This is a genomic window from Alphaproteobacteria bacterium, from assembly GCA_017302575.1.
Taxonomy (GTDB): Bacteria; Pseudomonadota; Alphaproteobacteria; order Rickettsiales; family UBA3002; genus JAFLDD01.
On the sequence record JAFLDD010000001.1, the window covers coordinates 304,694 to 320,656 of the forward strand.

The 15,963-nt window shown below is 49.0% G+C and carries 15 protein-coding genes and 1 tRNA gene; 4 read left to right on the forward strand and 12 right to left on the reverse strand.

Annotated features, from left to right (window positions below):
• The first annotated feature begins 1 nt into the window (after position 1).
• Complete coding sequence (gene hisI / locus J0M34_01570) at positions 2–457, forward strand: phosphoribosyl-AMP cyclohydrolase (GenBank protein ID MBN8542935.1); 456 nt, start codon at positions 2–4, stop codon at positions 455–457.
• Here hisI and J0M34_01575 read toward each other — a convergent pair.
• From J0M34_01575 to J0M34_01600, 6 genes are all read right to left on the reverse strand, one after another.
• Complete coding sequence (locus tag J0M34_01575) at positions 454–1,380, reverse strand: hypothetical protein (protein ID MBN8542936.1); 927 nt, start codon at positions 1,378–1,380, stop codon at positions 454–456. The two genes, hisI and J0M34_01575, sit on opposite strands and share 4 nt — an antisense overlap.
• Before the next feature lie 49 nt (positions 1,381–1,429).
• Positions 1,430–2,026 carry an isoprenylcysteine carboxylmethyltransferase family protein gene (locus J0M34_01580; protein ID MBN8542937.1) on the reverse strand — a complete coding sequence of 199 codons (597 nt, stop codon included), beginning with the start codon at positions 2,024–2,026 and terminating at the stop codon, positions 1,430–1,432.
• Positions 2,027–2,166: 140 nt separating this feature from the next.
• Positions 2,167–2,382, reverse strand: a complete 216-nt coding sequence (locus tag J0M34_01585; GenBank protein ID MBN8542938.1) for a hypothetical protein — start codon at positions 2,380–2,382, stop codon at positions 2,167–2,169.
• Positions 2,383–2,677: 295 nt separating this feature from the next.
• Positions 2,678–3,682 carry a succinylglutamate desuccinylase/aspartoacylase family protein gene (locus tag J0M34_01590; GenBank protein MBN8542939.1) on the reverse strand — a complete coding sequence of 335 codons (1,005 nt, stop codon included), beginning with the start codon at positions 3,680–3,682 and terminating at the stop codon, positions 2,678–2,680.
• Positions 3,682–4,695, reverse strand: a complete 1,014-nt coding sequence (locus J0M34_01595; GenBank protein MBN8542940.1) for a zinc transporter ZntB — start codon at positions 4,693–4,695, stop codon at positions 3,682–3,684. The genes J0M34_01590 and J0M34_01595 overlap by 1 nt, the downstream gene beginning before the upstream one ends.
• The gene (locus J0M34_01600) at positions 4,695–5,963 is read right to left on the reverse strand and encodes a mechanosensitive ion channel (protein MBN8542941.1); all 1,269 of its coding nucleotides are present in this window, start codon (positions 5,961–5,963) and stop codon (positions 4,695–4,697) included. The genes J0M34_01595 and J0M34_01600 overlap by 1 nt, the downstream gene beginning before the upstream one ends.
• Positions 5,964–6,125: 162 nt before the next feature.
• Here J0M34_01600 and J0M34_01605 point away from each other — a divergent pair, with 162 nt between their 5' ends.
• On the forward strand, positions 6,126–7,445 hold the full coding sequence (locus J0M34_01605; protein MBN8542942.1) for an ammonium transporter: 1,320 nt from the start codon (positions 6,126–6,128) through the stop codon (positions 7,443–7,445).
• On the opposite strand, the gene J0M34_01610 is transcribed toward J0M34_01605, so the two are convergent.
• The 6 genes from J0M34_01610 to J0M34_01635 all read right to left on the reverse strand — a co-directional run bounded on the left by J0M34_01610 (position 7,402) and on the right by J0M34_01635 (position 13,150).
• Positions 7,402–8,847 (reverse strand): hypothetical protein, encoded by a 1,446-nt coding sequence (locus tag J0M34_01610; GenBank protein MBN8542943.1) that lies wholly within the window; start codon positions 8,845–8,847, stop codon positions 7,402–7,404. The genes J0M34_01605 and J0M34_01610 overlap by 44 nt on opposite strands.
• 1 nt (position 8,848) lies before the next feature.
• Complete coding sequence (locus J0M34_01615; protein ID MBN8542944.1) at positions 8,849–9,634, reverse strand: transporter substrate-binding domain-containing protein; 786 nt, start codon at positions 9,632–9,634, stop codon at positions 8,849–8,851.
• Positions 9,635–9,643: 9 nt separating this feature from the next.
• Positions 9,644–10,561, reverse strand: coding sequence for a glycosyltransferase family 9 protein (locus J0M34_01620; GenBank protein MBN8542945.1), 918 nt, complete (start codon positions 10,559–10,561; stop codon positions 9,644–9,646).
• Positions 10,562–10,596: 35 nt separating this feature from the next.
• Entirely contained in the window at positions 10,597–12,285 is a 1,689-nt protein-coding gene (locus J0M34_01625; GenBank protein MBN8542946.1) for a hypothetical protein, read from the reverse strand.
• Between the two features lie 44 nt (positions 12,286–12,329).
• Positions 12,330–12,419: transfer RNA gene (locus J0M34_01630), tRNA-Ser, on the reverse strand.
• Between the two features lie 68 nt (positions 12,420–12,487).
• A complete protein-coding gene (locus J0M34_01635; protein MBN8542947.1) occupies positions 12,488–13,150 on the reverse strand; it encodes a phosphate uptake regulator PhoU in 663 nt (220 codons plus the stop codon).
• A 139-nt stretch (positions 13,151–13,289) separates the two neighbouring features.
• Here J0M34_01635 and J0M34_01640 point away from each other — a divergent pair, with 139 nt between their 5' ends.
• Positions 13,290–14,900, forward strand: coding sequence for an NAD(P)/FAD-dependent oxidoreductase (locus J0M34_01640; protein MBN8542948.1), 1,611 nt, complete (start codon positions 13,290–13,292; stop codon positions 14,898–14,900).
• 10 nt (positions 14,901–14,910) lie between these two features.
• Complete coding sequence (locus J0M34_01645) at positions 14,911–15,960, forward strand: ATP-binding protein (GenBank protein ID MBN8542949.1); 1,050 nt, start codon at positions 14,911–14,913, stop codon at positions 15,958–15,960.
• Positions 15,961–15,963 lie beyond the last annotated feature (3 nt).

The window sequence follows — 15,963 nt, forward strand, 5'->3', positions numbered from 1 at the left end:
TATGTTTGAGAAACGCGTAACGATTGAACAAGTCGAAGAGGGCAATGAGCTTGCTCCTAAATTTGATGAGAATGGTTTGATTGCCTGCGTTACCACCAGCGCCAAGACGGGCGAGGTATTGATGCTCGGCTATATGAATGAAGAAGCACTGCGCAAAACGATTGAAACAGGCGAGGCGCATTATTACAGCCGTTCCCGCAAAGTGCTATGGCATAAGGGCGCAACGTCTGGCCTCGTGCAGAAGATTACCGAAATGCGTATCGATGACGACCAAGACGCGGTGTGGATCGCGGTGGATATCCCCGGCGATGCGAGCTGCCACGTGGGTTACCGTAGCTGCTTCTATCGTGCAGTGCCATTGGGTGATAAAGCGCACACGCTCGAATTCCGCGAGGACAAGAAGATGTTCGATCCTAAAAAGGTTTATGGTGACGCGCCAAATCCAACGATTCTTTAGCGTTCTATCTCATCACTGTTTGAGCGCGCGATGATTGGGCCTCTTGGTGCTACGTGCCATGATTCGTCTTCTTCGCTATCAATAACTGTACCGAGTTCGATAATTTCTCTATTCAGCGTAGCTAGGTTGCGCGAGCGTAAGTCGATGGTTCCTCGCGCACCTGATTCTGATGTATAATGGACAACCCTATGTTCTCTAAGGGCTTCATAAAGCTCTGGTGGTAATGTTGTTAGCGCATTGATAAGGTCATTCGAATCAATCGCGCCGCCTGTTAATGTACTGCCATCGTTCACTATGGCCCCAATTTCAAAATTTCGACTAATATCCGTAGGGTCTCTTAGGTCTCCGCCAGGGTTGGTATCATGGGCGACTATGTAATTCAAAAGCGGAATCAATAGCAAAGTGCCTACTCCATCCAAATCATAATTTTCTGGCAATATCATGCCGACACTATCGAATTCCATTCCCGTGTCATGATGAAATCCCTCTGGCGCTTGAGGTAAAACGCTGTTGGTAATTGACATAGCGTTTGCTTCTCTTGCTTCTCCAGTTGTTAGCGATCTGTTAAAGGCTGTTAAATGGCCTATTTCGTGCACAATAATATTTTCTAAGGTTAATGGCTCGAAGCGACCAGTTTCTGCGCTGTAATAGTGACTTCTATGATCAAAGCTTTCTCGGCCAATATAAATGCGGTTTGTTGTTTGATCAGCACTGGAAACTCTATCGCTAGAATCGGAAGGCAGAAGGGTAAATCTTCCGCCGCTTGCTGTTGCGGCATCTACTACCAACTCTCGGAAGTCTGCGCGTCTTGAGAGTGAGTTTAGTTGGCCTATGACTTGTCTATATTCAGCAGCAGAATAGCCAGCAGAAAGCCATTCTGACTCATCGCTGATGGTGATGTGGTTTCTCCAATCGAAGGTCACGGGGCGCTCCTTTGCCATAGTAGAATGACAAAAGGAGGTTAATTATTCTTTAAAAAACCGCCAAAAGCCTGCCTGTTTCATGCAGATATTCAATGAATTCAATGAGCGGGAAGGCTGCGAACCACCAGATTCCGTCTTGAATGGCGCGTAGCAAGAAGCGTGGATTCATAGGGATGGTTTCCGGCACTTCATAGAGAGAGAGTTTGGGTATTAAGCGCGGTACGCGTGCACAGTAAGCATCAAATGCTGTCCCGAACTCTTGCTTTAGGAAGGCTTCTTCGCGCTTAATGAGAGAAATATATACGATCAAAATGACCGTAGGGATGGTAACAATCAGAATAGGATGATTGCTGATGAAGGCGATGCCTGTCGCCCCCAAGAATGAAAAAGCATAAAGCGGATTGCGGCAGACCGAGAAGGGGCCGTAGGTGATGAGTGACGCATTCTTATGCCCGCCCAAAAATGCAGTACAATAGACGCGTCCAATAACGCAGATGGCCACCATAAAATAGCCAATATATTCCAATAGCTCGTGCGCCTCGCTTTCGTCGGCGATATAGGGTTTTGTGAATAATATGATTGCTAAAGCGATGATGACAACAAGGCGTGAATCGCGAACGCGACTAGCATTTAAATGTTTGGCCATAAGATCTCCCTTTAGGCGCTTACTAACGGATTTGTTTTACAAAAGAAAGGGGGCCGTTTAACGGGCCCCCAGTTGAGGATGGTGTACTAGAAACTCGTATCTCTCGTGGCGCTTGCCGAGCGTGCGAGAGAAAAATTCGATTACGACGCGATGAAGCCGTGCTTACGTGCGTTCTGTAAGTTGAAAAGCATGATAGAACGAATCGCATCACCGTAAGTCGCGTTGTTTTGGCGCTCACCCGTATAGAGTGAGATGATTTCGTCTGGATCCATCTTGTAACGGTTTTTCAGGAACAGTACTTGTTCCTCCGCCATCGACTGAATCGTTGCATGTACTTCTCTCTGTTGCTTGGTCATTGTTGCTCTCCCTTTGGTTAGCGCGCTTCCTGCGTGCTTTATGCCTAAAGAATATGCATAGACCGTGCCAAAAGCGGATTTGCTTATGTTTCAAGCGCTTGGGAAAGGTTGGATTTAGTGATTATATAGGCAAAAAATGCCTATAATGGGTAATTTATTCTCAATATAGGCAAATAATGCCTACTCGTAATGAGTCAAAATTATATAATACAATGGCTTAGACTCAATAGATGGGCTCTTCTCAAATTCACACCTAAACCAGCCAGAAACGGTAAAGCAATTTGCCGCGCGGCAACTATTGCAGTTCTGGATCAATGTAGGGGTAAAGTTCCTCGTGCACTTCACTGGCGTCTTGCTCAAACACAGCAATGTGGAAGAGTGCATCGCCCTCGTTTGCTAGCGGAAGCAACGAATTACCGATGATGATGCCTTCATACGGCGAAGTAATGAGATGCTCATGATCGCCAAATGGGTTGGTGATGATGCCCAGCACATCGCCGCGCTTTACATGCTCACCTAACTTTTTGCGCGCTAGGAAAATACCACTGATGGGTGCACGCACCCAATGGCTCGATTTGGCAATGAATACTTCTTGGGGTTGTGACAGTGGTGCTTCGGGCAACATACCAATGGTGCGCATGACGTTCAGAATACCTTCAACACCTGTTTTAGCTGCCTTTGCATCAAAGCGTAGAGCAGTCCCTGCTTCATAGAGCAGCATGGGGATTTGCTTTTCGCGCACCATCTCGCGAAGTGAGCCGTCGCGTGGGCTGGCATTAAGCATGACTGGTGTGCCGAAAGCTTTTGCAAGAATCAAATTTTGCGGGTTGGTAAGGTCGGCGCGAATTTGTGGCAAGTTGCGACGATGAATCGCACCCGTATGTAAATCAATGCCGTGCGTACATTTTTCGACAATCTCGGTGCGGAAGATATAGGCGATCTGTGATGCCAGCGAACCATGCTCTTCACCAGGGAATGAGCGGTTTAGATCGCGGCGGTCGGGCAGGTAACGCGACTTGTCGTTGAAGCCAAATACGTTGACGATCGGAATAGTAATGAGCGTACCGCGTAGCTGCTTGAGTGCTTTGTGGCGCAGCAGGCGGCGTACGATATCGACGCCATTAATTTCGTCACCATGAATGGCGGCAGATATGAAAAGCGTTGGCCCGTCCTCGTTGCCGCGAACGACAGCGACAGGGATTTTCATGTCGGTGAAGTCATACAGCTTAGCGGCGGTTAGCAAAATTTGCTTACGTTCGCCTGGGTAAAATTGGAAATCACCAATATGCAGTTGTTTCATCACCACCACCGCGAGATTTTAAAGAAGATGATTTGTATGCCAGTGCAGATGCAAATGAATGCAACGAAGTACCAGAAGGCCATGGGATTATCGGCAATCGGAATGCCCTTAACGTTCATGCCCAACAACCCCGTAAAGAAGGTGAGTGGGAGGAAAATGGCGGAGATAGTTGAAAGCAAAAATGTGTTCTTATTGAGTTTATCATTGAGCGAGAAAACAAGCTCATCGTGTACGATTTGGGCACGGTCACGTACGGCGTCCAAATCCTCGACGTAACGCGTCATGCGGTCATAACATTCTTGCAGCAGCCGCTTATCCGCAATGTGCAGCCATTTTTGCTCTGATAACTTCATGCGGGCCAGCGCGTCACGTTGTGGAGCGAGGTAGCGATGAAAAATAATCGCCTGCTTGCGAATATCGACGATTTCATTGCGCAGCCGCGCATCTGGCTTGGTGAGAACCAATTCTTCCGCGCAATCAATCTGGTCGTTCAGCAAATTCAGTGTTGGTTCCATGTGGGTACATAAACCGTCCGCCAGTTGAGCGATGAACTCGCCTGTATTTTTGGGGCCTTGTCCACGCTCATACGCCACGCGCACCTCGTGAACGGCTTTCAATTTACGTTTACGCACGCTGATGATACGGCGCTTATCGACATAAACGCGAACGGACACCATGTCCTCTGGTTCTTCGTTGGCGTTTAGGTTTACGCCGCGCAGAATGACCACCGCGCCCTCGTCATACTCTGTCATGCGTGGGCGGGTTTCGGCTGCCATCAATGCTTCCATGGCTTGCGGGTCAATGGCGCTATGCTTTTCCATCCACTCCCATGTGTTGGGGTGGTCGCCGTGCAAATGGATCCAATAGCTTTCAGTGAGGTTGCCGTTTCGAGCGTCCTCTTGCGATAGTTCGGTGACGCCACCTTTACCGTTCAATGCATAGGCAAATACGATCTCGGGGTCGCCATCATGAAAGTCGGGGTCTTTGCGCTGATGTGGGGTTACAATCGACATTAGCCTTTACCTCCATCAATGTGCACTTGATGTGGAAAGGGGATGATGATGTCATTCTCTTTAAACGCTTTGTGAATAGCCATGATGATGTCACTGCGCGGCCCAAGCCTGCCATCGCTAATATCGTCGATCCAGAAATAAAGTACCATGAGGATGCCGCTATCACCAAAGTCTGTACAGAAGCATGCGGGCGCAGGGTCGCTTAGGCATTTGGGATGGGCGCGGGCAGCCGCAAGCACTAGGTTCTTAGCCAATTCCAAATCTGTCTTATAATCAACGGAGATTTTAATTTCAGCACGTGCGCGTTTGTTGCTGTAGGTCCAATTCACCATGCGCTGCGTGATGAAGTCTTCATTCGGTATCAGCACTTCACGACCATCTACCGTTTCGAGCAGGGTATAGCGCGCGCTGGTTTGTAAAATGGTGCCTACGGTGCCGTCCGCGAGCTCGATAACGTCGCCCACTTGGGACGATTTTTCAAAAAGCAGGATAATACCACTAATGAAATTGCTGGCGATTTTTTGCAAACCAAATCCGAGACCGACACCGAGTGCGCCGCCGAATACGCTGAGTGCGGTAAGGCTAATGCCCAAAATTTGCATGATGATGATGAACACCACGAAATAGACAAAAATCTGGAATAACTTGCTCATCAGCGCTTTGTTGCTGACATGAATGCCACGAATGCGCTTCAGGCGATTATCAACGGCACTGACGATGAAACCAGCAATCCAGAACAAGATGATGATAGCCAATAGTGATTGAAGGATGGTGAATGCGGTAAATTTGAAATCCCCAATCGCGAAATCAATTTCCTTGAGCGCGGTGGTTACAGGCTTCCACAAGCCAAAGAGCTGTAACATCGTAATCGGCATGACAACCAGTGCAATCATCCAGCCCGCCGCTTTGCGTGATGACATGAGCACCACCGCGCGGATAGCCAGCCATGCAATCGCTAATTTGAATAAGAAATTGAGAAGCTGGTGGGATTCCTCGGTGATGACGAACGAAAACACCAATGATGCTGTGAAGAGAATGGCCAATATGGGAGCAAGGAGTGGCCCGCTAAAATCGATAATGCGTGTGACCCAGCTTTTACGGGAGATGCGGTCAATACGGGCGTTGAGCCATTCGGAGGCCAATATGGCGATAATGGGTAGTAGTACGGCGCTTATTTTTTCGACATCGCTAGCGTGGTGAATCACATCCGCGATGTTCATGACCCATGCACTCAATGCGTCGAGCAGTTTGGCGCCAATTTTTTCCATGTACCCATAGAAGCAGTGGCTGATGAATGTGCAATAAGAAAACCATTCGCATCCACAATTTAAGAATTTTTCTTGACCGCATGTTGCAGTGCATTACAACTGCATGAAGTATTCGTGTTGCAGGGCAAATAAAACCATCAACAATATCAACACGAGGAAGTTATGATTAAGCGTCTCCTGCCTGTCGCATTATGTGCTGCTGGCTTTTCGTCTTCCGCACTGGCTTCGCCCGTTGCGGATACAGGTAATACAACATGGTTGCTGATATGCGCGGCGCTCGTCATGCTGATGACGCCAGGCCTTGCCTTTTTCTATGGCGGCATGGTCAGCAAGAAAAACGTCGTTTCAACCTTGCTGCAAAACTATGTAGCGCTCGCGATTGTAGGCCTTCTCTGGGTAATTGTTGGGTACAGCCTCGCGTTTGGTGAGGGTACGCCTTACATTGGTGGCTATGACTTCGTCATGCTCAAAGGCCTCGACACGCAGTTTTATGGTGAAACGGGCGTGCCAATATTAGCCTTCGTTGCATTCCAGATGATGTTTGCAATCATCACGCCCGCGCTTATTACGGGTGCATTCGCTGAGCGTGTTAACTTCAAGGCTTGGATCTTCATCATGGCGATCTGGAGCTTGGTGGTTTATGTGCCAGTGGCGCACTGGGTATGGGGGCCTTCAGGCTGGCTAGGTGCAAAAGGCGCGCTGGACTTTGCGGGTGGCTTGGTCGTTCATATTACGGCGGGTTTCTCGGGTTTGGTTGCGGCGTTGCTGTTTGGTAAACGCTCAACGGCGCATGACCCAGCACCACCTCATAATGTACCAATGATCATGCTGGGTGCAGCGTTGCTATGGTTCGGCTGGTTCGGCTTCAATGCTGGTTCGGCGATTACTTCAGGGGCGCTTGCTTCCTATGCGTTCATCAACACCTTTATTGGTGCGGCTGCTGCGTTTATTACGTGGATGGCGATGGACTGGATTTTCCATGGCAAGCCTTCAGCGGTGAGCTCGTCGATCGGTTTGGTGGTAGGGTTGGTGGCCATCACGCCTGCGGCTGGATATGTTGATATTTCTGCTTCGTTCGTCATTGGTGGCGTGGCGGCAATTATCAGCAACCTTAGCATTCAAGCCCTTAACAAAATCACCCATCTCGACGACGCGCTGGACGTATTCGCATCGCATGGGATCGGTGGTGTTGTCGGCGCGGTGATGACAGGGCTTTACGCTAGTAAAGCGGTGAACCCATCCATTGCTAATGAAGGCTTCCTGATTTCAGGTGACCCAACATTATTCAATGCCAATCTGCATGGCGTATTCGTGGTGGCGCTGTTCTCCATGGTGGCGACAGTCGTTATCGTCAAAGTGGTAGGGTTATTCGCAGCGATTCGCGTTGATGAAATGGCGGAGGGTGAGGGGCTTGATCGTGCAATTCACGGTGAAGGTTCTAGCTATTCGCTCGATGGGGGATGGGACAAACCGAGTGCGTAGGAAGCGCGAACCAAAAGCGTGAACCTCTTCCTGCTTCACTTTCCACGCCTATGCTGCCGCCCATCTGCTCGATGAAGCGGCGGCATATGGCGAGACCTAGCCCTGTTCCTTCATAGCGTCTGTCGCTACCATCATCGACTTGTGAGAAGGCCTGAAACAAACGATTCTGATCCTCAGGGCTGATACCAATCCCCGTATCGATAATACTGACAATTGCTTTGTCATCACGATACTCCAAGCGAATGGTAACGCTGCCTTCCTTGGTGAACTTGATGGCGTTATTAACAAGGTTCAGCAAAGTTTGCTTCACGTATTGGGCATCACCTGATGCGACTACATCATCACGAATATCGGTGGTGAGTTTTAGGTTTTTCTCTTCCGCTAATGGTTGCATAAGCGCTACGCTGTCTTGGGCGATCTCGTTCAGGTTTACCGAGCCGATATTCATCACTAGCTTGCCAACTTCTGCTTTGGAGAAATCAAGAATTTCATTGATCATCAGCAGCAGTGTCTGCCCGCTTCGCAAAATTACTTTGACGAATTGGTTTTCTTTTTCACCCAAGTTGCGCCGTGATAGCAAATCAGCCATGCCGATAATACCATTAAGTGGCGTGCGGATTTCATGTCCCATGGTTGCGAGGAACGCTGATTTTGCGCGGCTTCCTGCCTCTGCCGCTTGGCGTGCGCTTTCTAGTTCACGTGTACGGACTTCGACCTCGTGTTCAAGGTGTGTTTGGTAATTATCCACCTTGTGACGCATTTCATCGAACGTTTCGACCAGTGCCTGAATCTCAGGCGTAGCATTGCCCACTCTTAGCTCTGTGGCGCGATTGCCTTGTGAATAGTCGTGCATCACCCGTGAGAGTGATGAAAGAGGGCTTAGTGCGTGAGAAAGCAGGCGATAAATCAAAATAGAAATGCCAAGCACTACCAGTGAATAGACGGTTGCCGTAACGACAAGATGTTCACGTATGCTTTGCGCATATTGGTAGGTATTCATTTGAATGGTTAAAATACCTAATTCATGCTTTTTGTTGGCATGCTGGTAAACAATCGGTGCATCAGCTTGAATGATGTCTGGGCTTGCTTCCACGCGAACGCCCATTTCAATAACCAACTCACCACTTTCACTGATGATGCGGCCATATTGAAAATCCAGATCGCGCGCCATGTTGCTCATTACGCTTGTAATGTGGTCTTGGTCGAAATCCCACATGGGAATGCTGAGCGCGTTAGCGTTTGTTTCGGTAATTAACTCCGCACGTGCGCGCGCGGCTTGAATCATCTGCTTTTCTGTATTTTGCTCAGTATAAAACAGTAAGCTTGCTGCCACCAAGACGATGCCAAGCGCGCTGACAAGCGCGATGCGGGTTTTAAGCTGAAAATTCGGAAATATAGGCATGTTATTTCCAGTCTTTTATTCCGTAACGTTCTAAGATGCTATTGAGTTTTCCCGTTTTACGCAATTTGCGCAAGCCTTTGTCGAAAAGAGTGGCAAGTGATTTTGCATCTGGGTGTTTTGGTGAAAATGCCAAGTACAATAATTCATCCTGCTCGATGGTTGTATCTAGTGCACCAGCATCACGCAATGATGTTGTGACACCCATCTCGTTCATTTTGTAGGCTAGAACATTAGGGTCTTCGAGCATAACTTCAATCCGCTTGGCGATTAATTTTTTGATGTTCTGTTTGCTGGCGTTGCTACCGCCAACTACTTGGATATGCTCTCTGTGATTCCTATGTTTGCTGATGAATGCGTCCATTCTAATGTCATAGCTATAACCGTCCACGACACCGAGAGATATGGGGTGTATGGATTGCATATCGCCATTAAATCGCCATTTGTGATCTGCGAGCGTATAAAAACGATAGTCTGATATGCCAATTATTTCTTGAGGAAATACAAATTTTTTGGCCTCGTTCGTTGTGGCGGCAATCACTGCGGTGTGGGTGCCGTTGCGGGTGAGGCGAATCGCCCGTGTCCATGGCATTATTTCGTAATGAACGCTGATGCCTTCGGGTTCGAAAATCGCTTTGGCGATGTCGACAACATAGCCTTTTTTATCCCCTTCAGCGTCGCAGTTATAGGGACACCACGCATCGGCCACGATGCTGATAGATTTTGGCAAAGCCCACGCTTGGTTGGCAATCAAAGCAAGTGCGGTGCTCAATAGAAAGAGAAGGCGCATGACTCATGCTTAGTGCGACTCTTCTCTACTTACAAGTGTAACAAATTTCTCTAATGCTATTTTGGGTTGAAGCTTCTTCAAGTCGCGCTCTGGTGCAACAACATAGGCCACCTTGCTGCCGCATGGTTGGTAGGTGACATCATCCGTCGGACCAAACAAGCCCAGTGTTGGAATAGATGCAGCAGCCGCCATGTGCATGAGCCCCGAGTCATTGCCAATAAAGCCATGTGCTTTGCAGAATGCGGCATATACCGCAAGCAATGGCAAATCACCCGTTGTGGCGTCGATGGGGTGAAAATCTTTCAAAGCATTGAGCAAAGGTAAGGCGCGTTCGCGTTCATGGGCTGCGCACACTATGAGTGGGCGATAGCCTTTGAATAACTCACTGAACAAGCGTCTGCTTAGCTCGATAAAATGTGCGATAGGCCATTCCTTCGGAATCCAATTTGCGCACGGCGCAAGCGCGATGATCTTATCATGGCTGCCGATGAGTTGTTCGGCTTTGCTATTATCGGCTGCTTGCGGCCAGAGTGTTGGGTAAGCTAGTGATGATAGACCTAATTGTACGCGATATTGCTCGTGCTTGGGCATCGGCTGTGGGGATGATTTGAATATGTGGCGTTTACGCGCAGCGCACAGATAAGCAAGTGTTGAGCCCCGCATATCCCACACTTCAGCCCATTGTTTGGTAATCGCAATTTTCCAGATGCGTAGCCAGTGTCGGCTGAAGGATTGCTTATCGATAATGTGCAAAGCCTCTAGATTGGGGTATCCACTAAAGAGCGGTGCCGAAAATGGGCTAGCAATAATGGTGACTTGCGCATTGGGATTGGTGGTGCGGATATGTTCAAGCAGTGACGTTGCCAGCACTGCGTCGCCGATACGGGTAGGGGCGATGAAAAGAATCTGGGCGGGCGTTGCTATCATCGCGTCAATGTAGGTGGCGCACTAGGTTCAGGCAATCAAAACTTCAATTCGCCCTGTGCCGTGCCGTAATCACCCTTGCCCCATGTTTGCTGGCCATCATCAGCGAGTTTCGCTACTTCTGCGGCTGACAATGAATGCGGGCTGCGTGCGATCACCACACCATCCGCGAGGATGAGCATTTCCTTGTCGCTGATGACAAAGCGTAGCTCTGCCTTGGGCGCAATCTGGTGCGCGGCCATGGTGTGGTTCGGTAAATTCGCACAGAATACTTTGCCGTAATCCAGCGTATCTTTCTCATCAAGATTGGGGAAGTCGGCGGCACTGTAACGCTTGCCACGTTTATTGCCTGTTCCTGCGCATAGCTTACCATTCAGTACAGCAATACGCGTGATGCGTTGGCCCCAATGCGTGTGATCGGTTTCACTACCTTCTGTGATGCCGTCTTTATTATAAGGCGATTCAATAGGTTCTTTTTTAGGGTGAGCGATGAGGCGTTGAATGAGCTCCTCGCCAGTCTTTGGATTGATTTGATAAAACTCTGCCCACGGGAACATGCCTATGAATAACTGGCCGTAACTTGAGCTTACGGTTTGTGATTCGCGGTAGAAGTTCTGCCCTTGTTTGAAGCCGTAATCGTCTTTGGTGGGGGCGGCGATATTGGTTAGCGTGGCATTTGCCTCGTTAAGCTCCACGATTCCTGCGTGTGGGAAATTACCGACCCACGCTTTCTGGTTGGCAGGCGTAAAGCTGTAAATTTCCGTGATATTGTGGTTGCCGCATGATCCATCTAGATGCGCGATGCTATTACCAACAAAACGGCCCTGCGTATCATCCCAGCGATAGAGTTGTGCGCAGTTTTTATCGCTAACATCGGCGCTGAAATCCAACGATCCGCCGTAATAGAGCGAATCGGCAAATGGGAAAAATGTATAAATCCAATCAGAGTGGTCGCTTACCACTTCGTAATCCAGCTTTTGGCATGTGCCATCACCTACTTGTACTTGCTGTGGTAGCGTAGCGCGCCACACTTGGCGATTAGCGTTAAGATACACGGCGCCGCGCCAGATAAAAACGCTATTAATGTTACTGCCAGTATCAACGGTGCCTAGATAGCCCTTTGGCGAGAATAGTGATACGCCTGCACAGTGTTTGTAATCCGTGGTAATCACCACTGGCGTATCATTGGTGTATTGGAAGATGTCAGGCAATGCGCCGCCTAGATCTGCCCAATCACGGTCGCTGATTTCGCGCCAGACATTCCAATCAAAATCATACACGCGATAGGTGGTGTAATCATAAAGTTCACCGTTAATATTGCCGATATAGCTTTGTGGAAAATCAGATTTAGGGCGAGCGAGTGCAGTGAATGTAAGTGGTTTGAGTTTGGCATCACGGCACCAGAATTCCAACTGATTCTGGTTAGAGAACGCATGGCTGCCAATGCTGTACACAAACCCTGCAGCGCACTTCAGCGCGCCGTCCTTGCTCTTCCATTCGAACATCGTGCCGCGAGGTTCATCAGGGTGCGGGGTGTTTTCAACGGTTACGCGCCATTCTTTGACTGGCGTGCTAGCAAGATTGGTTGCCTGCTGAGATTCTGGCTGCTGAAACCATAGACTGGTCGCGTCATCGCGCTGTGCATTGTATTTTTGGTGAAGCAAGAACCCACCCAGCATCACTACAAAAAGTGCAAGAATCAGTTTGAAAGAGCGCGATGATTGCATGAAAGCCGCCTTGTGCGAGGTGTGCTGATGACGCTTCTAATGAATGGCGGACAGAGAGGGATTCGAACCCTCGATAGAGTTGCCCCTATGCCAGTTTTCGAGACTGGTACCTTCAACCACTCGGTCACCTGTCCGCACCATTGAAGTGCGCTGATTACCAGAATGCCCGCGAGTGACAAGGATTTTCTAGAACGCTCTGATTTTACGAAGCTTTCTCGTACTTCGTGCCGAGATTCACATAGTGGCCGATTTTCATGATCTCAATCGCCATATCGGAGGCTTGGTCAAGGTTTTTCGCGACCAGCAGAATATGGTGCGTATCCTCTGCGGTAAGCTTAAGCGCGTTCAGGCGCAGCAAGGTATGGCGATAGGCGCGCTGCACTTCAGCACCTAGATTGAGCAGCTCTTTGCTGACCTCAGGCTTGTAATCAAAAAGCTGCTGCAGGCTTAATGGAATCATCGCTTTAAGTGAGCTGATGCTTTTGCTGAGGATATGCTTGATCTCATCGTCCATCGGGTGAGGAATCTTCGCGAGGCGCTTGCTACAATTTTTCATGCGATCAGCGAGGCGTTCCAATGCACCTGCGGCTTTTACGGAGCCAAGTACGAAGCGCAATTCTTCACCTACGAGATTAAACTTGCCGACAATCTCAGCCACCGCTTTGTCGGTGTTGATTTCAGCGTCATTAATCAGCTTATCGATATTCTTTGCTTCCGCATGTGCGCGGCTATCGGCGGCTTCAAGGCCTGCGGGCAATAGTGTAATCAGTGATTCCACCTGCTTCGACATGTTGGATAACAAGTCCACCAGCTTATGGAGGGATTCGTCAAAACCTTTGAAGGCGTGGCTGTCGAGTTGAATCATGAAGCACCTACTTTCTTTGGTGATGTTACGTAAGCTGGAACAATAAGTAAAGTGCCAGACTTAGCACACGCACCATGGATTTCGCGTCGCCCGCGTGAAGAACATTGATTCTGCCAAAAGATTGCCACTATAAACAGGCATGATTCGTCTGACCGAGATAAAGCTGCCGCTCGACCACCCGCCCGAGGCTATTGAAAAAGCCATTCTGGCGAAGCTGGGTATTGCGAAATCGGATTTGCTTTCCTTCACCATGTTCAAGCGCGGCAATGACGCGCGCAAGAAGCCGAATATTTTGCTCGTCTACACGCTCGATTGCGAAGTGAAGAACGAAGCCGCGCTGCTCAAAAAGTTCGCCAAAGACCAGAACGTAAAACCCACGCCCGACATGGAATATCGCCATGTCACCAAAGCGCCCGAAAATCTGAAGCTGCGCCCGATTGTGATTGGCGCGGGGCCATGCGGATTATTCGCCGCGCTGATATTGGCGCAAATGGGTTTCAAGCCGATTATATTGGAGCGCGGCAAAGTCGTGCGCGAGCGCACGAAGGACACATGGGGGCTGTGGCGCAAATCGGTGCTCACCACTGAATCCAACGTGCAGTTCGGCGAGGGCGGGGCAGGCACCTTCAGCGACGGCAAGCTCTACAGCCAAATCAAAGACCCGCGCTATTTGGGGCGCAAAGTGTTGCATGAGTTCGTCAAGGCCGAAGCGCCCGAAGATATTCTGTACGAAGCGCACCCGCATATCGGCACGTTCCGTTTGGTGAAAATGGTCGAGAATATGCGCGCAACGATTGAGGAACTGGGCGGCGAATATCGCTGGCAGAGCAAAGTCACGGATATCGAGATAGATGCGCAGCGCCAAGTGCAGGCGGTGATTCTAGAGAATGGTGAACGTATTGCTGCAAACCATGTAGTGCTGGCGATTGGCCATAGCTCGCGCGACACGTTCCAGATGCTGTATGATCGCGGTGTGTATGTCGAGGCGAAGCCTTTCAGCATCGGCGTGCGGATTGAGCACCCGCAAAGTATTATTGATGAAGCGCGCTATGGTGCGTGCAAGGGCAACCCGATATTGGGTGCGGCGGATTATAAGCTGGTGCACCACGCCAAAAATGGCCGCGATGTGTATAGTTTTTGCATGTGCCCTGGCGGAACCGTGGTCGCGGCGACGAGTGAGGAGGGGCGCGTAGTGACCAACGGCATGAGCCAGTATTCACGCAATGAGCGCAATGCAAACTCCGGCCTCGTGGTGGGCATTACGCCGGAGGTGGACTACCCCGACCACCCCCTCGCGGGTATCGACTTCCAGCGCAAGTGGGAGTCGGCGGCGTTTGTCGCCGGTGGCAGTAATTACAACGCGCCCGCGCAATTGGTGGGTGATTTGCTCGCAGGGCGAGCTTCGACGAAGCTTGGTGAAGTGATACCGTCTTATAAACCCGCCGTTACGCCCACGGATTTGGCAAAATGCCTGCCCGATTTTGTGATGGAGGCATTTCGCGAAGCGCTGCCCGTGTTTGGCCGCCAGATAAAGGGCTACGATATGGCGGACGCGGTTTTGACAGGCGTGGAAACCCGCACCAGCGCGCCGATACGCATTAAGCGCGATCATGAAACCTATCAAAGCATCAACACGCGCGGCCTTTATCCCGCAGGCGAAGGCGCAGGCTATGCAGGCGGAATTCTCAGCGCAGGCGTGGATGGGATTAAAGTAGCCGAGGCGGTTGCTTTACGCATAAAAACAAATTAATTTATCGCCCATGATAAAACGAAGTCAGACCCTAACAGTAGAAACAAAACGCTTACTTGCGGAGGGCGAATCACAGACTGTTGAGTTCAAGCGTAACTTAGAAGCAGTAAAGGTTAGAACCCTAACAGCCATAGCAAACACTCCCGCGGGCGGTACAATATTAGTTGGAGTAGATGAAGTAGATAAAGACGGCTTAAAAGTAGGAAAAGTTGTTGGTTGTAATCTTGGGAATCAGCCAGAAGAATCATTGCGCAATAAAGCAAAAGAAGCAAAACCTGCGATTGATTTGGATATTAGCTTTGAGAATACTGCTGGTGAGGCTGTAATTAAAATAACCATTCCACCAAGTTCAAAAAGACCTCACAGCGCTCCAAGCGGTGAGTACGTGGTTAGAGATGGCATTATTACAAGAGGTCTAGATCCTTCTGAATTGCTATTAATTTTTCTTGCGCAGGAGCAATCAAAATTTCTCTCTAACTTTCAGGCAGCAACGCAATCTCTGTCAGAGCAAGTTGTAGCATTAAATCAGGAAATTTTAAACACTGCTCATGCAATTATTGATGAACAAACCACAGCAACCGAGGAAATCATTGCCAGTCTTCTTGATGTACAAAGCACCGTTGAGAGTCAACCAACTCCAAATTACGATAATGATATAACATTTAGAACTTTGAGCGAAGTAGAAGACAGGACTGACGAAAATCAAAGATTATTACGGCATATTTTAAGGTTGCTGGTGAGTAATGCTAATGGTGTTTCTGGTGCTGCGGCCATTAAGGTTATAACTAGAAATTATGTTTTTCAAAGCTTGGGGTGGGGAGGTCTTCTTAACGCTGGTCTCACTAAAGAAGAATTCAATAAGACTAATAATGTAACTTGGGACGATTTTCTGAAAAGGTCTTATCATCATAGAGATTTTAAAGAATGTTTTATTATAGATTTTGATGAATACAAACAAATCGCAGAAAGTTTCTTTCCTAATTTAGCAAAGAAGAAAAGTAAGAGGGGCAAACCTAAGAGGCTTCCTCGGTCGCCCGTAAGTCGGCGAAAGAAACTATAACAA